Source organism: Streptomyces monashensis, from assembly GCF_001866665.1.
Taxonomy (GTDB): domain Bacteria; phylum Actinomycetota; class Actinomycetes; order Streptomycetales; family Streptomycetaceae; genus Streptomyces; species Streptomyces monashensis.
In genome coordinates, this window is the sequence record NZ_MLYO01000036.1 from 53,798 (window position 1) to 73,497 (window position 19,700).

At 72.4% G+C, this 19,700-nt stretch carries 14 protein-coding genes and 2 pseudogenes; 6 read left to right on the top strand and 10 right to left on the bottom strand.

Going from position 1 to position 19,700, the window contains the following annotated elements; genetic code table 11:
- Positions 1-27: 27 nt before the first annotated feature.
- Entirely contained in the window at positions 28-951 is a 924-nt protein-coding gene (locus BIV23_RS22515) for an acyltransferase domain-containing protein (protein ID WP_071382730.1), read from the bottom strand.
- Between the two features lie 110 nt (positions 952-1,061).
- Here BIV23_RS22515 and BIV23_RS22520 point away from each other — a divergent pair.
- Positions 1,062-1,313: pseudogene (locus BIV23_RS22520) on the top strand (DUF6343 family protein); the annotation flags it as partial.
- 113 nt (positions 1,314-1,426) lie between these two features.
- Here BIV23_RS22520 and BIV23_RS22525 read toward each other — a convergent pair.
- From BIV23_RS22525 to rpsA, 4 genes are all read right to left on the bottom strand, one after another.
- Positions 1,427-1,807, bottom strand: coding sequence for a tetratricopeptide repeat protein (locus tag BIV23_RS22525; RefSeq protein ID WP_071382731.1), 381 nt, complete (start codon positions 1,805-1,807; stop codon positions 1,427-1,429).
- Between the two features lie 50 nt (positions 1,808-1,857).
- Positions 1,858-2,469 (bottom strand): dephospho-CoA kinase, encoded by a 612-nt coding sequence (coaE, locus tag BIV23_RS22530; protein ID WP_071382732.1) that lies wholly within the window; start codon positions 2,467-2,469, stop codon positions 1,858-1,860.
- 45 nt (positions 2,470-2,514) lie between these two features.
- On the bottom strand, positions 2,515-3,453 hold the full coding sequence (locus BIV23_RS22535; protein ID WP_071382733.1) for a PAC2 family protein: 939 nt from the start codon (positions 3,451-3,453) through the stop codon (positions 2,515-2,517).
- Positions 3,454-3,694: 241 nt separating this feature from the next.
- Complete coding sequence (gene rpsA / locus BIV23_RS22540) at positions 3,695-5,185, bottom strand: 30S ribosomal protein S1 (RefSeq protein ID WP_071375501.1); 1,491 nt, start codon at positions 5,183-5,185, stop codon at positions 3,695-3,697.
- Positions 5,186-5,410: 225 nt separating this feature from the next.
- Between rpsA and BIV23_RS22545 the strand changes: the two genes are divergently transcribed.
- Complete coding sequence (locus BIV23_RS22545; protein WP_245790602.1) at positions 5,411-6,385, top strand: class I SAM-dependent methyltransferase; 975 nt, start codon at positions 5,411-5,413, stop codon at positions 6,383-6,385.
- Between the two features lie 94 nt (positions 6,386-6,479).
- Entirely contained in the window at positions 6,480-9,005 is a 2,526-nt protein-coding gene (gene hrpB, locus BIV23_RS22550) for an ATP-dependent helicase HrpB (RefSeq protein ID WP_071382735.1), read from the top strand.
- Here the strand turns inward: hrpB and pgfA are convergent.
- The 3 genes from pgfA to BIV23_RS22560 form a co-directional block, all read right to left on the bottom strand.
- On the bottom strand, positions 8,995-9,987 hold the full coding sequence (gene pgfA, locus BIV23_RS22555; RefSeq protein ID WP_071382736.1) for a cell envelope lipid trafficking protein PgfA: 993 nt from the start codon (positions 9,985-9,987) through the stop codon (positions 8,995-8,997). The two genes, hrpB and pgfA, sit on opposite strands and share 11 nt — an antisense overlap.
- Positions 9,988-10,033: 46 nt before the next feature.
- Complete coding sequence (locus BIV23_RS48785) at positions 10,034-10,168, bottom strand: SPW_0924 family protein (protein ID WP_107471226.1); 135 nt, start codon at positions 10,166-10,168, stop codon at positions 10,034-10,036.
- Positions 10,169-10,347: 179 nt separating this feature from the next.
- Positions 10,348-12,096, bottom strand: coding sequence for a lytic transglycosylase domain-containing protein (locus BIV23_RS22560; protein WP_071382737.1), 1,749 nt, complete (start codon positions 12,094-12,096; stop codon positions 10,348-10,350).
- A gap of 311 nt (positions 12,097-12,407) precedes the next feature.
- On the opposite strand from BIV23_RS22560, the pseudogene BIV23_RS46545 reads away from it, so the two are divergent.
- A pseudogene (locus BIV23_RS46545) lies at positions 12,408-13,224 on the top strand (DUF4184 family protein).
- Here BIV23_RS46545 and BIV23_RS22565 read toward each other — a convergent pair.
- Both BIV23_RS22565 and polA read right to left on the bottom strand, forming a co-directional pair.
- Positions 13,133-13,558 carry a hypothetical protein gene (locus tag BIV23_RS22565; RefSeq protein ID WP_071382738.1) on the bottom strand — a complete coding sequence of 142 codons (426 nt, stop codon included), beginning with the start codon at positions 13,556-13,558 and terminating at the stop codon, positions 13,133-13,135. The pseudogene BIV23_RS46545 and the gene BIV23_RS22565 sit on opposite strands and share 92 nt — an antisense overlap.
- A gap of 297 nt (positions 13,559-13,855) precedes the next feature.
- Positions 13,856-16,582 (bottom strand): DNA polymerase I, encoded by a 2,727-nt coding sequence (gene polA / locus BIV23_RS22570; protein WP_071382739.1) that lies wholly within the window; start codon positions 16,580-16,582, stop codon positions 13,856-13,858.
- 223 nt (positions 16,583-16,805) lie between these two features.
- Here polA and BIV23_RS22575 point away from each other — a divergent pair, with 223 nt between their 5' ends.
- Both BIV23_RS22575 and BIV23_RS22580 read left to right on the top strand, forming a co-directional pair.
- Positions 16,806-19,118 (top strand): FdhF/YdeP family oxidoreductase, encoded by a 2,313-nt coding sequence (locus BIV23_RS22575; protein ID WP_071382740.1) that lies wholly within the window; start codon positions 16,806-16,808, stop codon positions 19,116-19,118.
- Between the two features lie 76 nt (positions 19,119-19,194).
- Positions 19,195-19,686 (top strand): hotdog fold thioesterase, encoded by a 492-nt coding sequence (locus BIV23_RS22580; protein ID WP_071382741.1) that lies wholly within the window; start codon positions 19,195-19,197, stop codon positions 19,684-19,686.
- Positions 19,687-19,700: the final 14 nt, after the last annotated feature.

The window sequence follows — 19,700 nt, forward strand, 5'->3', positions numbered from 1 at the left end:
GTTACCCAGCGCCCGCCCCCGCGCTCTTCAGCGGGGAAGCTCTTCAGCGGGGAACGGGAACCATCCGTGCCCGATGTACCAGTGGCCGCCCGCCCGCAGATGGTCCCCCACCGCACGCTCCACCGACGTGCGCCGCGGCAGCTCCGCCACCGGCAGCCCGGGGTCCCCGAAGACGAACTGCACGGGCTCGGTGTCGGCCGGCTCGGTGTCCTCGCGGGCGGTGCGGAACCGGTCCTGGAACCGGATGATGTTGGAGTCGGCCGGCAGATAGCGCCTCAACTGCCGGTCCAGGAGCCAGGAGTGGCACAGCGCCGCCACCGGCCGCTCCTCGGGGAAGTGCCGGGCGAAGAACTCACGGGCCCACGCGAGCGAACGGTCGCAGGCGGCCGGGGTCAGCGGGCCGTGGAAGTCGGGGATGTGCAGGTTCAGACAGGGCGTGCCGGGCACCGCGGCCGGTCCGGCCGCCGCGATCACCGGTGCCGAGCGCTGCCCGAGCCGCGCCCGCTCGAACTGCAACCGGCCCAGCTGGTACAGCTCGCCGCGGAAGTGCCGGACCAGCCAGCCTCGCGCCTGCACGCCGGTCGTCCCGTGCCGTCTGCGGTGCGCCGCCATGTGTCGGCCCAGGTCGCCCAGGGTGCGGCGGGAGATCTCGGGCGGGATGCCGCGGTCCCGGTGCCGGGCGAGGGTGCGCGGGACCGCGGCGAGGAAGACGTAGACGGGGAACGTGCGGCTCAGCTCCTGCGGCGCCGCGTCGAAGAGTTCCGCGAGGTCGGGCGGGTGGCCGGTCCCCTCCGGACCGTGGAACAGTGCCTCGACGCCCTCCTCGACCAGCCGCAGCAGGCCCGGATCGGCGGCGATCCCGCGCCGCCGGGCCACCAGGTCGTTGATGTCCTCGTGCGGCACGGCGAGGTCGAGGAGCAGTTCGGGCAGGTCGTCGGCGTCCGGCAGCACGGGATCCCCCTTCGACGGACGACGTGCCGTCGGCATGTGAGGGCCGGGTGCGCGCCGTTGGTGAACGTCGTCCCCGAAGAGTACGTTGCTGGGAGGAGTGGTGGTGTCCCATGCGTACGGGCAGTGAACCGTCGACCGCGCGCAGTGCGCTGCGAGCGCGGTTCTGGCTGAGCATGTGGGGGCTGGTCTGGTCGATCTTCGGCACGGCCGCGTTCGTGCTGGCCGGGCGCCCCGGCTGGGCGGCGGCCTGCGGGGTGCTGTGGCTGGTCGTCACCGTCGACATGACCATGATCCTGCGGCACATGCGGCAGGGCCCGCACTACCAGCCGGGCCGTGACGTACCGCCGTACCCACCGCCGGACGACGTGTCGCCGCCCGACCGGTCGCCGCGGAACCGGCCGCCGTACCCGCGCCTGCACAGGCACCGGCATCCGTGACCGCCCCGGCACCGCGCCGCCGCTCGCGGGGCCGCCGGTCAGTCGTCGAAGCGGGCCGCCTTCAGGTACTCCGGATTCGGGTCGAGCGCGGCCGCCAGCCGGAAATGGCGTTTGGCCTGGTCGGTGCGGCCCTGGCGTTCGTAGGTGCGGGCCAGGGCGAAGTGCGCGAACGCGTTGTCCGGCTCGCGCTCCAGCACGATGGTGAACTCCAGCTCGGCGGGCCGCAGTTGCGCCGCCGCGAAGAAGGCACGCGCGCGGAGCAGTCGGGCTGCGGTGTTCTCCGGGTGTACGGCGATGACTCCGTCGAGAAGTTTCACCGCGCCCCGCGGGTCCCGTGAGTTGAGCAGCTGCTCGGCTGCACGGAAGTCGATGACATGCGTTTCGGGAGTACGTCCGGTGGAACCGCTGGTCTCGGGCACGGCAGAGTCCTTCCCTTACTCGGAGCGTTCAACGCCCGGTCAGGGGCCCGCTATTCCGCAGACGCCTCGCGAGCGCGTCGTACGAGGTCGTCCCACACGTCGGCGACACGCTTGTGCAGCGTGTCCAGGGGGACGTCGTTGTCGATCAGGATGTCCGCTGTCTCCCGGCGCTGTGCGCGCGTGGCCTGCGCGGCCATGCGCGCGCGTGCGTCCTCCTCGGTCATTCCGCGCAGCCGTACCAGCCGGTCGAGCTGGGTCTCGGGGCTCGCGTCCACGACGATCACGAGGTCGTACAGCGGCGCCAGACCGTTCTCGGTGAGGAGGGGTACGTCATGGATCACGACGGCGTCGGGGGCCGCCGCCTCCTCCAGTTCGCGGGAGCGGAGGCCGACCAGGGGATGCACGATCGAGTTCAGCACGGCGAGCTTCTCGGGGTCGGCGAAGACGATGGACCCGAGCCGGGGCCGGTCCAGGCTGCCGTCGGCGGCGAGGACGTCCGTGCCGAAGGCCTCGACCACGGCCGCGAGACCGGGGGTGCCCGGCGCCACGACCTCGCGTGCGATGCGGTCTGCGTCGATCAGCACGGCGCCGTGCTCCACGAGCAGCCGGGACACCTCGCTCTTGCCGGCGCCGATGCCACCGGTCAGGCCCACTTTCAGCATGTGCCGAAGCTTAGGCCCTGCCGCTCACAACGGAACCGGCAGAGGTCAGTTGTCGCCCTCCCGCTCGGCCAGGAAACGCTCGAACTCCCGGCCGATCTCGTCGGCGGACGGAATGTCCGCCGGTTCCGCGAGCATGTTGCCCCGGGTCTCGGCGCCGGCCGCGGCGTCGTACTGGTGCTCCAGGCCCTGGACGAGCGCGGTCAGTTCCTCGTCGCCCTCCCGGATCTGGCGGTCGATCTCGGTCTGCGTGCGGTGCGCCTCCGTGCGCAGCGCGTGCGCCACGCCGGGCAGGACCAGGCCGGTGGCGGCCGTGATGGCCTCCAGCACGGTGAGGGCGGCGTCCGGGTAGGGGGAGCGGGCGATGTAGTGCGGGACGTGCGCGGCGACGCCCAGGACGTCGTGCCCGGCCTCGCCGAGGCGGTACTCCACCAGCGACTCGGCGCTGCCGGGCACCTGGGCCTCCTCGAAGGGGCTGCGGTGGCCGGGGACGAGGTCGGTGCGGTTCCCGTGCGGGGTCAGGCCGACCGGACGGCTGTGCGGGACGCCCATGGGGATGCCGTGGAAGTTCACGGAAAGGCGCACGCCGAGCCGCTCCACGATCTGCCGTACGGCCGCGGCGAAGCGCTCCCACTCCACGTCCGGCTCGGGCCCGGACAGCAGCAGGAAGGGGGCGCCCGTGGCGTCCTGGACGAGGCGGACCTCCAGGGTCGGGTCCTCGTACTCGGTCCAGTGGTCCCGCTTGAAGGTCAGCAGGGGCCGGCGGGCCCGGTAGTCCACGAGCCGGTCGTGGTCGAAACGGGCCACGAGCTGGTGGGGCAGTGAGTCGAGCAGCCGGTCGACGATCTGGTCGCCGGTCTCACCCGCGTCGATGTATCCGTCGAAGTGGTAGAGCATGACAAGGCCGGCCGACTCCTGGGCGAGCGCCATGTCGACAACGGCGAGGCCCTTCGGCTCCCATGCGTACAAACCCTGCGGATCAAGCACTGTGACCGCTCCTCCTCGTGTTCCTCAGGATGAACGTCCGCTGGACCGGGGGCATTCCCGCCCGGCGCCTTCCCGATCAAGGAAGCGGCGATTCCCCAGCGGCGCGGGGGACTGCGCGATCAACCACGCCGGCACCGCGGCGAACGACGAGCGATCGGTCCCCGGACACACCTGAGGGGCCGCACCTCGGCAGGTACGGCCCCTCAGGACCAGCTATCGGCTAAGCCTCAGCGGTGAGCGATCAGCTCTGGCCGCCCGCCAGCTTCTCGCGCAGCGCGGCCAGCGCCTCGTCCGAGGCCAGCGCACCGGAGGTGTCGGCGCCCTCGGAGGAGTACGAGCCACCGGTCGCGGCCGGAGCCGCAGCCTCGCCGCCCTCGGCCGCGGCAGCGGCGTCGGCCTCGCGGGACTTGATGACCTGCTGCTGGTGCTGCTCGAAGCGGGCCTGCGCCTCGGCGTACTGGCGCTCCCACTCCTCGCGCTGCTTCTCGTAGCCCTCGAGCCAGTCGTTGGTCTCGGGGTCGAAGCCCTCGGGGTAGATGTAGTTGCCCTGGTCGTCGTAGGACGCGGCCATGCCGTACAGGGTCGGGTCGAACTCGACCGAGGCCGGGTCGGCACCGAAGGACTCGTTGGCCTGCTTCAGCGAGAGGCTGATGCGACGACGCTCGAGGTCGATGTCGATGACCTTGACGAAGATCTCGTCGTTGACCTGGACGACCTGCTCCGGGATCTCCACGTGGCGCTCGGCCAGCTCGGAGATGTGGACCAGACCCTCGATGCCCTCGTCCACGCGGACGAACGCACCGAACGGAACCAGCTTGGTGACCTTACCCGGGACGACCTGGCCGATCTGGTGGGTCCGGGCGAACTGCTGCCACGGGTCTTCCTGGGTCGCCTTCAGCGACAGGGAGACGCGCTCGCGGTCCATGTCGACGTCGAGGACCTCGACGGTGACTTCCTGGCCGACCTCGACAACCTCGGACGGGTGGTCGATGTGCTTCCAGGACAGCTCGGAGACGTGGACCAGACCGTCGACGCCACCCAGGTCCACGAAGGCACCGAAGTTGACGATCGAGGAGACCACGCCGGAGCGGACCTGACCCTTCTGGAGGGTCGTGAGGAACGTCTGGCGGACCTCGGACTGGGTCTGCTCCAGCCAGGCACGGCGGGACAGGACCACGTTGTTGCGGTTCTTGTCCAGCTCGATGATCTTCGCCTCGAGCTCCTTGCCCACGTAGGGCTGGAGGTCGCGGACACGGCGCATCTCGACCAGGGAGGCCGGGAGGAAGCCGCGGAGGCCGATGTCGAGGATGAGACCACCCTTGACGACCTCGATGACGGTACCGGTGACGATGCCGTCCTCTTCCTTGATCTTCTCGATGGTGCCCCAGGCACGCTCGTACTGGGCGCGCTTCTTCGAGAGGATCAGGCGGCCTTCCTTGTCCTCCTTCTGGAGGACGAGGGCCTCGATCTCGTCACCGACGGCGACGACCTCGTTGGGGTCGACGTCGTGCTTGATCGAGAGCTCGCGGCTCGGGATGACACCTTCGGTCTTGTAACCGATGTCGAGCAGGACCTCGTCCCGGTCGACCTTCACGATGACGCCGTCGACGATGTCGCCGTCGTTGAAGTACTTGATCGTCTCGTCGATCGCGGCGAGGAAGGCTTCCTCGTTACCGATGTCGTTGACCGCAACCTGCGGGGTGGTGGCGGTGGTCTCGGTGCTGCTCGTCATGTGGGAAAGGGCTCCGGTACGGACATTGAAGTCGTAGGTACTGCTACGCCGGGAGCCCGTATCGCTCTGATGAAGCCGGACAGCCAAGGAAGCGCCCCACAAAACCGCTGGTGGCGCCTCGAGAACCGAGAGGACATACAACAGATGCGAGCGCAGCCTGCTACGTCTGAGGTGCGCAGGCCCGCAGCGCAACTTGTAGCATACGGGGGCAGCCGGACAGGGTCAATGCGCGAAGGCGCACACGGGGGGCGGATCGCCGCATACCCGGCAGAAGATTCGTCCCGGGTGGCCACACGCAGGCCTCCGGGACCCTTCCGTGACAGACCCCGGCGGGTTGGACGGAAGAGTACGACGAGGGAGCCGATCATCCAAGAGCCGGAAAGCTATGACCCGGGCAACACCGTGGATTCCACCTCGGAGGCCACACGGCGTGACGCCGGTGTCACGGAGAGCGCGCGCGCCAATCGGGGCTGGTGGGACCGTAACGCGGACGAGTACCAGGTCGAACACGGCACGTTTCTCGGTGACGACCGCTTCGTGTGGGGTCCGGAGGGCCTGGACGAGGTGGAGGCCGAGCTGCTCGGTCCGCCGGAGGCGCTGAAGGACAAGGAGGTCCTGGAGATCGGTGCGGGCGCGGGCCAGTGCGCGCGCTGGCTGGCCGCCCAGGGGGCCCGGCCGGTGGCGCTGGACCTCTCGCACCGCCAGCTCCAGCACGCTTTGCGGATCGGCGGATCGTTTCCCCTCGTCTGCGCGGACGCCTCCGCGCTGCCGTTCGCGGACGGCTCCTTCGATCTGGCGTGCTCCGCGTACGGGGCGCTGCCGTTCGTCGCGGACCCGCGGCTGGTGCTGCGCGAGGTGCGCCGGGTGCTGCGGCCGGGCGGGCGGTTCGTCTTCTCGGTGACGCACCCGATCCGCTGGGCGTTCCCGGACGAGCCGGGCCCCGAGGGCCTGTCGGTGTCCTCCTCGTACTTCGACCGCACGCCGTACGTGGAGCAGGACGAGCAGGGCCGGGCGGTGTACGTCGAGCACCACCGGACGCTCGGCGACCGCGTCCGGGACGTCGTGGCCTCCGGTTTCCGGCTGGTGGACCTCGTGGAGCCGGAGTGGCCGGCCTGGAACACCTCGGAGTGGGGCGGCTGGTCCCCGTTGCGCGGGAGTCTGCTCCCCGGCACGGCCGTCTTCGTGTGCGAGCGCGACTGACCCCTCACCCGCGTTCCCCGTGCGCCCCCCTCGCCTGCGAGGGGAGGCGCACGCGCGCGTGGGGTGCGTTTCCCGTCGTACGACACTGGGGGGCGTGATCCGTTACGACGCCCTGGACGCGCTGCCCGTGCGCTCCGCCCTGCCCGATCTGACCGCCGCCCTGGAGGCGGGCGGCACCGCCGTCCTCGTGGCGCCGCCCGGCACCGGCAAGACGACGCTGGTGCCGCTGGTGCTGGCGGGGCTGGCCGGGGGCGGCCCGGCGCGGCGGGTCGTGGTGGCCGAGCCTCGGCGGATCGCGGCGCGGGCGGCGGCGCGGCGGATGGCGTGGCTGCTGGGCGAGAAGCCCGGCGAGAGCGTGGGCTTCACGGTGCGCGGCGAACGGGCCGTGGGCCGGCACACGCGCGTGGAGGTCGTGACGACGGGTGTGCTGCTCCAGCGGCTGCAACGGGACCCGGAGCTGCCGGGCGTCGACGTCGTCGTGCTCGACGAATGTCATGAACGCCATCTGGACGCCGACACGGCGGCCGCCTTCCTCTGGGACGTGCGGCAGACGCTGCGGCCGGAGCTGCGGCTCGTGGCCGCGTCGGCGACGACGGACGCGGCGGGCTGGGCCCGGCTGCTCGGCGGGGCGCCGGTGGTCGAGGCGGCGGGTGTCGCGCATCCGGTGGAGGTGGTGTGGGCGCCTCCGGCGCGGCCGGTACGGCCGCCGCACGGGATGCGGGTCGATCGGACGCTGCTGGCGCACGTGGCGTCGTTGGTGCGGCGGGCGCTGGCCGAGCGGGCCGGCGACGTGCTGTGTTTCCTGCCCGGTGTCGGCGAGATCGCGCGCGTGGCCGGGCAGCTCGGGGACCTGGGGGACGTCGAGGTGCTCCAGGTGCACGGGCGGGCTCCGGCCGCTGTGCAGGACACGGTGCTGGCGGGCGGGGAGCGGCGCCGGGTCGTGCTGGCCACGTCCGTCGCCGAGTCGTCGCTGACCGTGCCCGGGGTGCGGGTGGTGGTCGACGCGGGGCTGGCGCGGGAGCCGCGGGTGGACCACGCGCGCGGGCTGAGCGGACTGACGACCGTACGGGCGTCGCGGGCGGCCGGGCGGCAGCGGGCCGGGCGCGCGGGGCGTGAGGCGCCGGGGGCGGTGTACCGGTGCTGGACGGAGGCCGAGGACGGCCGTCTGCCGGCCTTTCCGGCGCCGGAGATCAAGCTGGCCGACCTGACCGCGTTCGCCCTTCAGGCGGCCTGCTGGGGCGATCCGGACGCCTCCGGGCTGGCACTGCTGGATCCGCCGCCGAGTGGGGCGATGGCGGCCGGGCGCTCCGCGTTGACGGCCGTGGGGGCGGTGGACTCCGCCGGGCGGGCCACGGAGCTCGGTGTGCGGTTGGCCCGGCTCGGGGTGCACCCCAGGCTGGGGCGGGCGTTGCTGGACACCTCGGGTGAGGGTGCGGAGGTGGTCGCACTGTTGTCCGAAGAGGTACCGCGGGACTACGGGGACGATCTCGCCGGTGCGCTGCGACGCGCGCGGCGTGGGGGTGACGCCTACGCGGTGCGGTGGGCCGCGGAGGTGCGGCGGCTGCGGGCCGTCTCCTCCGGTCCCGCCCGCCCGGCGGCCCATGACGCCCGGTCGGAACGTGCCGTTCCCGTGGGGCCGGGTCCCCAGGACGACGAGCTCGCCGGGCGCGTCGCCGCGCTCGCTTTTCCCGAGCGGGTGGCCAGGCTCGACGGCGGGTCGTACCTCATGGCGTCCGGGACCCGGGCCGAGACGGCCGACGGGTCGGCGTTGCGAGGGGCGCCGTGGATCGTCGTGGCCGTTGCCGACCGGCCCGGCGGCACGGGGCACGCGCGTGTGCGGCTCGCTGCTGCCGTGCGGGAGGACGTGGCGCGGGCCGCCGCCGGGTCCCTGCTGAGCGAGCGGGACGAGGTGCGCTGGGCCGCAGGGGACGTCGTGGCCCGGCGGGTCGAGCGGCTGGGGGCGATCGAGCTGGCCGTGCGACCGCTGCGGGACGCCGAACCGGCTCTCGTGCGCGCCGCCCTCCTCGACGGCCTCCGGCAGGACGGTCTCGGGCTGTTGCGCTGGTCGCCGGAGGCGCAGACGCTGCGCCGGCGGCTGGCCTTCCTGCGGAGGCACCTCGGGGAGCCGTGGCCGGACGTGTCCGACGACGCGCTCCACGCGCGCGTGGACGAGTGGCTGGAGCCGGAGCTGAGCCGGGCCCGTCGGCGGGCCGATCTCGCCCGGATCGACGCCGGACAGGCGCTCACGCGGCTGCTGCCGTGGGCGAGCGGGGAGGCGGGCCGGCTCGACGAGCTGGCGCCGGAGCGGATCGCCGTACCCAGCGGGTCCAGGATCCGGATCGACTACGACGACCCCGAACGGCCGGTGCTCGCCGTCAAGTTGCAGGAGATGTTCGGGCTGGACGAGACGCCGTCCGTGGCGGGGGTGCCGCTCCTGGTGCATCTGCTCTCCCCCGCCGGGCGGCCCGCCGCCGTCACGGCCGACCTGGCCTCCTTCTGGAAGGACGGCTACAACGGCGTCCGCGCGGAGCTGCGCGGGCGGTATCCGAAGCATCCGTGGCCCGAGGACCCGGCGGCCGCCGAGCCCACCCGGCACACCAACACGCGGCTCAGGCGCTGAGCGGCTCCGGCTCCGCCGACCGCGTCGGGGCGGGGTCCCGGGGGCGGCGGGAGCGGGCCTCGAGGAAGAGGGAGAGCGCCAGGAGCAGGATCCCCAGGAAGAGCGAGCCCCAGGGGACATAGGAGGTGAGCGCCAGGACGAGGGTGCGGTTGTGCTCGACCAGGGCGACCGTGTGCTCGATGTAGTCCTCGCGCATCTTCACGTCACCGGCGAACGCCGTGACGCTCGCCCGGCCGCCGAGCAGGGTGCCGCCGCGCAGCTCCTCCTTGTGGTCCTCCTCGCCGTAGACGGGCGCGCCGGTGACGGGCTCGACCCAGAACCTGCGGACGGTGCTGTACCAGCGGGTCGTGCCCGTCCTGGCCACCGTCTCCGGCGTGATGCCCTGCACGGGCATCGTCTTCGGCATGGGGACCTTGGTCCAGGGGATGGTCTGCTCGAAGTAGTAGACCTTCAGGCCGCGGAAGGTCCGGGTGCCCTTGTAGTGGATGGGGCTGGTGGTGCGGGTCTGGGCGTCGAAGTACTCGTAGTCGCGCTTCTGGGTCAGGAAGGGCCACTTGAACTCGATGCCCTGGCGGGTGACCGGGTCGCCGTCGACCATCTCTCCGGTGGCGTGCACGGGGTCCTGGGTGTGGGCGTCGAAAATGTAGCGCTCGGGGACCTTGGAGACCATCTTGCCGTCGGGGCCCTGGACGTAGGACAGGCTGTCCCAGACGACGACCGGCCGTCCCGCCGTCTTCTCGATCTTCTTCGCGGCCGCCACGTCGCCCTTGAGGGTCTGCACGATGGTGACCTCGGGGACCTTCTTGGCCTGCATGGTGCCGTAGTCGAGGAGGGTGGCGTCCTTGGCCTCCAGGACCATGTCCTGGTACTGGTTCGCGGGGATCCTGGCCAGGCGCGGGAAGGCGTACCAGCGCATCAGCGGGGACAGCGTCGCGCAGAAGACGGCGCAGGCGAGCAGGACCAGGCTTGCCTTGCGGCGCATGCGAGGCCTCCCTCCCGGACGGGGTGCGGCTACGGGTGCGGTGCGGCTACGGATGCGAAGGCACCGTTGTCAGCAGCGGTCGGGGGGATGTCCGGCCCGTCGGCGAACCCATCGCGCTGATCGTGAGGACCAGGGCGAACGCGAGGGCGAGACCGGTCGCGGCGGCGATCAGGGCGCGCATACGGGCCTCCCGGCGGACGGAACGGTTCCTGAGGGTCGTCACCCCGACTGCTTCTGACAGTGCGTCAGGTTCGGCACCGTAGCAACGGGACGGTGAGATGAGAACAGTGGTGCACGCACGAACGGGGGCGCCCTCCCCGTGGGAACGGAGAGGGCGCCCTGTGCGTTCTTCGGGTGGGATCAGGAGGAGGCGGACGGGCTCGGGGAGGTGCTGGGGGTCGGGCTCGCCGAGGTGCCTGCGGCGACCTTCAGCTCGACCGTGAGGACCGCGCCGCCGGTGGTGGTGATCCGGAGCAGGAAGGTGCCGGTGGCGTCGTCGGCGTACAGCTTCGGCAGGGTGAGCAGGCCCTTGGCGTCGGTCTGGAGACCGGTGAGGGTGCGGACCGTCTTGCCCTTCGCGTCCTTGAAGTAGGGGCCCTGGTCGTTCTCGCTCGGGTCGAGGGGCGACTTGATCAGGGTGGCGGTGGCCGCGACCTTGTCCGCGACGGCGCCCTTGTACGTCGCCTTCACCTGGACCTGGTCGGCGAACTCACCGCCCGGGGTGCAGGTCAGCGGGGTGTCGCTGGTGCGGGCCAGGGTGTCGGCGGCGCGCGGGGTGACGGTGGCCGTGTAGTCGACGCCCTGGGGCGAGCGGCCCACGACGGTCGCGGTGACCTTGAAGTCGCCGGTCTTCTCGCCCGCCTGGAGCGCGGGGGCGAGGGCGACGCCCTTGGCGTCCGTGACGACCGTGGCCACGCTCTCGCCGCCGGCGAACGTGGCATCGGTGCCGCCGCTGATCATGAACCGGATCCGCACCTTGGCGACGGCGTTGCCCAGCTTGGTCACGGCGCGGGCGGAGATCCGCTCGGTGAAGGTGTCGTCGGCCCTCGCGGTGAGCTGGGTGCTGCCCGCGTTCTCCAGGTGGTCCACCGTGTCGGTGGGAGTCGGCGTCGGCGTGGGCGGCTTGGACGGGGTCGGGGCGGGGCTGCCGCTTCCGCCGCGCGTGCCCGGTGTGCTGGGCTTCGGGTGCGGCTTCGAGCCGGGCTTGGCCTTCGGCGGGCCGGAGGGCGTCGGCGACGGCGACTGGGCGTGCGCGGTGCCGTCGTCGCTGCGGTGGCTGGGCAGGCCGCCGGTGCCGTCGGGCACGGAGTGGCTGCCGTGGCGGTAGTACTCCAGCCAGCTCAGGACCGTGTTCAGGTAGTCCTGCGAGTTGTTGTAGCTGAGGATCGCGCTGTTCAGGTCGGCCTCGCGCGAGAGGTCCCAGCCGTTGCGGCACAGGTAGTGACCGGCGGCGAGGGCGGCGTCGTAGACGTTGTTGGGGTCCTTCTTGCCGTCGTTGTTGCCGTCGCGGCCGGCCCAGGCCCAGGTCGACGGGATGAACTGCATCGGGCCGACCGCCCGGTCGTACGCGGCGCTGCCGTCGTACTCCCCGTGGTCGGTGTCCTTGATGAGCGCGAAGCCGTTGCCGTCGAGCACCGGGCCGAGGATCGGGGTCAGCGTGGTGCCGTCGGCGCTGACGCGGCCGCCGTCGGCCTGGCCCGACTCGACCTGGCCGATGGCGGCGAGCAGTTGCCAAGGCAGGTTGCACTCCGGCTTGGAGGAGCGCAGTTCGGCCTCGGCCTTCTTGTAGGCGTCGAGGACCGTCGCGGGTATGCCGGCCTCCCCGTCGCCCTGGGGGACCGGGGTGCCGGCGCTCGGCGTGGAGCTGGGGCTCGGGCTGGGGTTGGGGCTGTTCAGCGGCGGAAGGTCCGTGTAGTACGGCGAGTTGCCGGTGGCGCTGTTGCCCTCGGCGCCCGGTACGGGAGTGGAGGCGTCGGCCGCCGTCTGTCTGCCGTGGTCCCCGCCGGTCGCTCCCGGAGCCTGGGACGCGGACAGAGCCGCAACCGCTGCCGCGGCCACGGCGGTGGTCGCCGCCCCCTTGCGCAGCCGCCTGCCGAAATGCGCCGCCATAAAGTGACCCCTCCTGTGGACGCCCCTGCGTCCGTCTCCGTCCGTCTCGCTCTGGTCTGACGGTTGACCCGGCGTTCTGGTTGCGTCTGTTGCGCCGTGCCCGCTGTGCGGTGTGTGGGACCCGCGCTCCGGAGCGGCGCCGCTCGCGACCCTACGGCAACTTGTCTGCCGCGGGCACCTGTTCACGTCCGGTTCTCACCGGTTGGCCGACTCTCGTTCCCGCCCGTGGGCGCCCGGGGAGGTCCCGCATACCGGACAGGCCTGATCACCGCCTCCGGTGGCACGGCCAAGGACCGTTCGCGGGGGCCCTGTTGCCGTTCGCACTCGGCCACGCGGCGGCCGTCCTGCCCGCGGTCCGCCGTGACGGGACGGGGCGCGGCCCGCTGGTGCCGGCGGCACTCAGGGCAGGCTCCTTCGAGCCCGACATGACCTTCTACGCGGCGAATGTCCTGCCGGCGGCATGGAGTTCGGTGCGCTTACGCACGCGTTCGCCGGAGTCGTCACGGTCGATGTGCTCATCGCCTGGGCGCCGGTGAGGCTGTGGCTGCCGGTCCGCGAGCCGTTGCTCGCGCTGGTGCGCTGCGGGTGTGCCACGCGCGCGTGCGCGGGTCGCCGGGGTGGGGTGGCGGTACGTCTCCGCGGCGCTGGGCGCGCTGACCCATGGGGTGCGGGGCGCGTTCACCCATGACGGCCGCTGGGGGACCCGGTTGATTCCGGCCGTCGAACGGGACCGGCTGCTCGGCGTGCCGCTGTTCGCGTGGCTCCCGTACGGCTCGTCCGTGGCGGGTGCGTCCGCTCTCGCCGTGTTCGCCGTACGGGCGCTGCGGCGGCTGCGCAGCGGGAGCCGGGGGTGCCGACGCTGCCCGTGCGGGACGGCTGGTGGGCCGGGGTGGTCGTCGGCGGCTGCGCGGCGGCCGGGGCGGTGCAGCGGGTGGCGCAGGCGTGGTCGGGCGGGGCGCTCCGGCCCGGCCGGGGAACCTGGTGCCGGCCCTGTGCTTCGGGGTGGGCGCGGGGCTGGTGTTGTACGCCGCCGGGGTCAGGGTGCGGCGTCCGGTCCCGGCGCCGGACGGTCCCGGCGATCGCGGCGCGGCGGCCGTTGCGGGCCGGAGCCGGCCCGCCGGTCGGTGAGGGACGCGACGAAGACCGTGAGGGTGGGCCGGGGGCGCGCTCTCGGGACGAGGGTGAGGGCGAGGGCGAGGTAGCCGCGGGCCAGGTCGGCCCATTGGCGCCAGTCCGGAACGCGGGCCGCGCAGGCAGCCGGACCGGCACACCTGCGGCGCAGGTCGGCGGTGGCCGTACGGACGGTCCTCGCGAGGTCGACGGGGACACGGGCGGTGCTGGCGCCGGCCGCGAGAGCCGGGACCGGCGAGACAGGCAGCAGGGCCTGCGTCGAGGAGATGCCTTGCCAGGCGGCCCGGATGTGCGCCTCGGGCGTCCGGCGGTGCAGCATGCGTATACCCATGCCCGCAGTGTTGCGGCTGCGGAGGGTGGGGGGCGTTTTGGCGGGGGCCACGTGAGTGACGGGCCCCTGCGCGGGTTCGCCGGCGCTCCGGTACCGGACCCGGCCCCTGGTGCCGGTGAGACGGGTAGGCACGGGGATACCGGCGGATGCGCCACCACCCGGACGCACCGTCCCGTCCCGGCGGGGCGCCGCTGCCGCTGGAGGAATCCCCGGTGGAGAAGAAACCTCCGTCGGCGGGGTGAGAGGGCGCTGCCCGGAATTCACCGGCAACGCACCCCTCACCCGGGGCGCCGCGCGTCAGTGCGCCGCGGACTCCCAGTCCGGGCCCGCGCCCACCGAGACGTCCAGGGGGGCCTTGAGGTGGACGGCGTTCGCCATCTCGCGGCGGACGATCTCCTCTGCGGCCCGGTGCTCGCCGGGGGCGATCTCCAGGACGATTTCGTCGTGGACCTGGAGGAGCATCCGGGACTTCAGGTCCGCCGCCCGCAGCGCGCCGTCCACCTTGAGCATGGCGATCTTGACGATGTCCGCCGCCGTCCCCTGGATGGGTGCGTTGAGGGCCATGCGCTCGGCCGCCTCGCGGCGCTGGCGGTTGTCGCTGTTGAGGTCGGGGAGGTACCGGCGGCGGCCGAACAGGGTCGCCGTGTAACCGGTCGCGCGGGCCTCGTCGACCGCGCGGCGGAGGTAGTCCCGGACCCCGCCGAAGCGCTCGAAGTACGTGTCCATCAGGGCGCGTGCCTCGCCCGCGTCGATGTTCAGCTGCTGGGAGAGGCCGAACGCGGACAGGCCGTAGGCGAGGCCGTACGACATCGCCTTGATCTTGCGGCGCATCTCCGCGTCGACCGCGTCCCGCTCGACCGCGAACACCTGGGAGGCGACCGTGGTGTGCAGGTCCTCGCCGGAGGTGAACGCCTCGATCAGGCCCTCGTCCTCGGAGAGGTGGGCCATCACGCGCAGCTCGATCTGGCTGTAGTCGGCGGTCATCAGGGACTCGAAGCCGTCGCCGACCACGAAGCCGCGGCGGATCGCCCGGCCCTCGTCGGTGCGCACCGGGATGTTCTGGAGGTTCGGGTCCGTGGAGGACAGCCGGCCGGTCGCGGCCACCGTCTGGTTGAAGGTCGTGTGGATACGGCCGTCGGCCGCGATGGTCTTGATCAGACCCTCGACCGTGACACGCAGCTTGGCCTGCTCGCGGTGGCGGAGCATGATCACCGGTAGTTCGTTGTCGGTCTGGGTGGCGAGCCAGGCCAACGCGTCGGCGTCCGTGGTGTAGCCGGTCTTGGTCTTCTTGGTCTTCGGCAGGGCCAGCTCGCCGAAGAGGACCTCCTGGAGCTGCTTGGGCGAGCCCAGGTTGAACTCGTGGCCGGCGGCGGCGTGTGCCTCCTTCACGGCCTGCTGGACCGCGCCCGCGAAGGTCTGCTCCATCGTCTCCAGGTGCGCGCGGTCGGCGGCGATGCCGTGGCGCTCCATGCGGGCGAGCAGGGCGGAGGTGGGCAGCTCCATGTCGCGCAGCAGGTCCGCCGCGCCGACCTCCGCCAGGCGGGTCTCGAAGGCCTCGCCCAGGTCGAGGACCGCGCGGGCCTGGATCATCAGGGCCTCGGCCTCGGCGCCGTCGTCCGCGCCGAAGGCGAGCTGGCCGTCGGCCGCGGCGGCCGGGGCCAGCTCGCGGTGCAGGTACTCCAGGGACAGCGCGTCCAGGTCGAAGGAGCGGCGGCCCGGCTTGACCAGGTACGCGGCGAGCGCGGTGTCCATGGCGACGCCCTCGACGCTCCAGCCGTGCTCGGCGAAGACGCGCATGGCGCCCTTGGCGTTGTGGAACACCTTGGGGCGGGCGGCGTCGGCCAGCCAGGCCGCGAACGCGTTCTCGTCGGCCTCGTCCAGCTCGGCCGGGTCGAACCAGACGGCGGCTCCCCCGGCCGCGGCGAGGGCCACTTCGGCGACCGAGCCGGTGCCCAGCGCCCAGGTGTCGACCGTGGCGACGCCCAGGGTCCCGGCGCCGTGCTCGGTGAGCCAGGGGACCAGCTCGCCGGTGCCCAGGACCGCGCCGTCGATCTCCACGCCCTCGGCGGCGACGGGGGTGGTCTCGGCCTCCTCCGCGCCGGGGTCGACGGCGTAGAGCCGCTCGCGCAGCGACGGGTTGCGGATCTCCAGGGTGTCCAGGACCATCGCGACCGTCTTGCGGTCGTACGGCGCGCGCTCCAGGTCGGCGACCGTCCTCGGCAGCTCGACCGCGCGCTCCAGCTCGGTCAGGACGCGGTTGAGCTTGACCGACTCCAGGTGGTCGCGGAGGTTCTGCCCGGCCTTGCCCTTGACCTCCTCGACGCGCTCGACCAGCTCGGCGAAGGAGCCGAACTGGTTGATCCACTTCGCGGCGGTCTTCTCGCCCACGCCGGGGATGCCGGGGAGGTTGTCGGACGGGTCGCCGCGCAGGGCCGCGAAGTCGGGGTACTGGGCGGGCGTCAAGCCGTACTTCTCGAAAACCTTCTCCGGGGTGAACCGGGTCAGCTCCGAGACGCCCTTCGTCGGGTAGAGCACCGTGATGTTCTCGGTGACCAGCTGGAAGGAGTCGCGGTCGCCGGTGACGATGAGCACCTCGAAGCCGGCGGCCTCGGCCTGCGTGGCGAGGGTGGCGATGATGTCGTCCGCCTCGAAGCCCTCGACGGCGAAGCGGGGCGCGTGCATCGCGTCGAGCAGCTCGCCGATCAGCTCGACCTGGCCCTTGAACTCGTCCGGGGTCTTGGATCGGTTCGCCTTGTACTCGGTGAAGCGCTCGGAGCGCCACGTCTTGCGCGAGACGTCGAAGGCGACCGCGAAGTGCGTGGGCGCCTCGTCACGCAGGGTGTTGGCCAGCATCGACGCGAAGCCGTAGATCGCGTTCGTCGGCTGGCCGGTCGCGGTCGTGAAGTTCTCCGCGGGCAGCGCGAAGAACGCGCGATAGGCCAGCGAGTGCCCGTCCATGAGCATCAGCCGGGGACGCGTGCCGCCGGGGGTCTTGTCGGTCTTCTTCGATGCTGTCTCTGCCACGTCCCCGATCCTGCCACGCCGCACTGACACTCCATCGCGGGGCGGCCGAGGGTCACGCTCCGGTCACTCACTGTGCGGGCGGTGTCGCGGGAGCGGGGAGGAGCAGGGCCGGGAGCAGGCGGGCGCGGAGAGGGGGGAGACCGGGGCGGCACCGTTGTCGGTGGTCCGTGGGAGGATCGGCGACGCATACGCATACGCACACGCAGTCGGAGGGGAGCGGGCGATGGCGACGAAGCCGCCCAAGGGTGATCCGGTCCAGGACGCGCCGCAGGTAGAGGAGCCGAAGAGCGCGGCCGCGGGACTGCCGGCCATCGGTCACACCCTGCGGATCGCCCAGCGGCAGATGGGCGTGCGGCGCACGGCGCTGACGCTCCTGCGGGTGAACCAGAAGGACGGGTTCGACTGCCCGGGCTGCGCCTGGCCGGAGCCGGACCACCGGCACGCGGCGGAGTTCTGCGAGAACGGCGCGAAGGCGGTCGCCGAGGAGGCCACCCTGCGCCGGGTCACGCCGGAGTTCTTCGCCGCGCACCCGGTGTCGGACCTGGCCGGCCGCAGCGGCTACTGGCTGGGCCAGCAGGGGCGCCTCACGCACCCCATGTATCTCCCCGAGGGCGGCACCCACTACGAGCCGGTCACCTGGGAGCGCGCCTTCGACATCGTCGCCGAGGACATCGCGGCCCTCGCCTCCCCCGACGAGGCCGTCTTCTACACCTCGGGCCGCACCAGCAACGAGGCCGCGTTCCTGTACCAGCTCTTCGCGCGCGAGCTGGGCACCAACAACCTGCCCGACTGCTCCAACATGTGCCACGAGTCGTCGGGTTCGGCGCTCTCGGAGACCATCGGCATCGGCAAGGGCAGCGTCCTGCTGGAGGACCTCCACCAGGCCGACCTGATCATCGTCGCGGGCCAGAACCCGGGCACGAACCACCCCCGGATGCTCTCCGCGCTGGAGAAGGCCAAGGCGAACGGCGCGCGGATCATCAGCGTCAACCCGCTGCCCGAGGCCGGTCTGTCGCGGTTCAAGAACCCGCAGACCCCGCAGGGCCTGCTGAAGGGCGCCTCCCTCACCGACCTGTTCCTGCAGATCCGCATCGGCGGCGACCAGGCGCTCTTCCGGCTCCTGAACAAGCTGATCCTGGAGACGGAGGGCGCGGTCGACGAGGAGTTCGTCCGCGAACACACCCACGGCTTCGCGGAGTTCGCCGACGCCGCGCGGGCCGCCGACTGGGACGAGACACTGGCGGCGACGGGCCTCACGCGCGCGGAGATCGAGCGGGCCCTGTCCATGGCCCTCGCCTCGAAGCGCACCATCGTCTGCTGGGCCATGGGCCTCACCCAGCACAAGCACGCGGTGCCGACCATCCGCGAGGTGGTCAACTTCCTGCTGCTGCGCGGCAACATCGGCCGGCCGGGCGCGGGCGTGTGCCCGGTGCGCGGCCACTCCAACGTGCAGGGCGACCGCACGATGGGCATCTTCGAGCGGCCGGCCCCGGCGTTCCTGGACGCGCTGGAGAAGGAGTTCGGGTTCGCCCCGCCGCGCGCGCACGGCTTCGACGTCGTACGGGCCATCCGCGCGCTGCGCGACGGGGAGGCGAAGGTGTTCTTCGCCATGGGCGGCAACTTCGTCTCCGCCTCCCCGGACACCGAGGTGACCGAGGCCGCGATGCGGCGGGCACGGCTGACGGTGCACGTGTCGACCAAGCTCAACCGCTCGCACGTGGTCACCGGTGCGCGGGCGCTGATCCTGCCCACGCTGGGCCGTACCGAGCGGGATCTCCAGGCCGCCGGCGAGCAGTTCGTGACCGTCGAGGACTCGATGGGCATGGTGCACGCCTCGCGCGGGCGGCTCGCGCCCGCGAGCCCCCGGCTGCGCTCGGAGCCCGCGATCATCTGCGGCCTCGCCCGCCGGGTGCTCGGCGGGAGCAGCGTGGTGCCGTGGGAGGAGTTCGAGAAGGACTACGCGACGATCCGTGACCGCATCGCGCGCGTGGTCCCCGGTTTCCAGGACTTCAACACGCGCGTGGCCCGGCCCGGCGGTTTCACGCTGCCGCACGCCCCGCGTGACGAGCGCCGCTTCCCGACCGCCACGGGCAGGGCGAACTTCACGGCGGCGCCGGTGGAGTACCCCGAACTGCCCGAGGGCCGGCTGCTGTTGCAGACCCTGCGCTCGCACGACCAGTACAACACCACGATCTACGGCCTCGACGACCGCTACCGGGGCATCAGGGGCGGCCGCCGGGTGGTGCTGGTGCACCCCGAGGACGCCGGGGCGCTCGGCTTCGCCGAGGGAGCGTACGTCGACCTGGTCAGCGAGTGGAAGGACGGCGTGGAGCGGCGGGCGCCCGGCTTCCGCGTCGTGCACTACCCGACGACGCGGGGCTGTGCGGCGGCCTACTACCCGGAGACGAACGTCCTGGTCCCGCTCGACGCCACGGCCGACACCAGCAACACTCCGGCCAGCAAGTCCGTCGTCGTACGTCTCGAAGATCACACCGGTGGGACGGCGGGTCGTCTGGAACAATCGGCGACCGACTGAGCGTTTGCTCAGCGAGCAGACAGATGTGATCAGACAGCTGTGAGCGGACAGCTGGACGAGGAACGGAGCCGGGACCATGGGTGAGCAGCAGCGAGTGAAGTTCCCGCAGGAGGTCGTCGACGAGTACGCGGCACTCGGTGTCGACCTGCCCGCCCTGTTCTCGGCCGGACACCTGGGCACGCGGATGGGCGTGCAGATCCTGGAGGCCTCGGCGGACAAGGTCGTCGGGACCATGCCGGTGGAGGGCAACACCCAGCCGTACGGGCTGCTGCACGGCGGCGCCTCCGCCGTGCTGGCGGAGACCCTGGGCTCGGTCGGCTCCATGCTGCACGGCGGCAGCTCGAAGATCGCGGTCGGCGTGGACCTGAACTGCACGCATCACCGCGGGGTGCGCTCGGGCCTGGTGACCGGTGTGGCCACGCCGGTGCACCGGGGCCGGTCGACGGCGACGTACGAGATCGTGATCAGCGACGAGGAGGGCCGCCGGGTGTGCAGCGCCCGGCTGACCTGCCTGCTGCGGGACGCGCGGCCGGGCGACGCGGCGCAGGTGCCGCCCACCGCGGGCTGAGCGCCTCTCGCCGG

Bases quoted from the DNA above. Each gene is read 5' to 3' on its own strand.
- BIV23_RS22580 (WP_071382741.1), top strand. From the start codon at position 19,195: ATGGGTGAGCAGCAGCGAGTGAAGTTCCCGCAGGAGGTCGTCGACGAG.
- coaE (WP_071382732.1), bottom strand. From the start codon at position 2,469: ATGCTGAAAGTGGGCCTGACCGGTGGCATCGGCGCCGGCAAGAGCGAG.
- pgfA (WP_071382736.1), bottom strand. From the start codon at position 9,987: ATGCGCCGCAAGGCAAGCCTGGTCCTGCTCGCCTGCGCCGTCTTCTGC.
- BIV23_RS48785 (WP_107471226.1), bottom strand. From the start codon at position 10,168: ATGCGCGCCCTGATCGCCGCCGCGACCGGTCTCGCCCTCGCGTTCGCC.
- rpsA (WP_071375501.1), bottom strand. From the start codon at position 5,185: ATGACGAGCAGCACCGAGACCACCGCCACCACCCCGCAGGTTGCGGTC.
- BIV23_RS22545 (WP_245790602.1), top strand. From the start codon at position 5,411: ATGCGCGAAGGCGCACACGGGGGGCGGATCGCCGCATACCCGGCAGAA.
- BIV23_RS22565 (WP_071382738.1), bottom strand. From the start codon at position 13,558: ATGGGTATACGCATGCTGCACCGCCGGACGCCCGAGGCGCACATCCGG.
- BIV23_RS22575 (WP_071382740.1), top strand. From the start codon at position 16,806: ATGGCGACGAAGCCGCCCAAGGGTGATCCGGTCCAGGACGCGCCGCAG.
- BIV23_RS22560 (WP_071382737.1), bottom strand. From the start codon at position 12,096: ATGGCGGCGCATTTCGGCAGGCGGCTGCGCAAGGGGGCGGCGACCACC.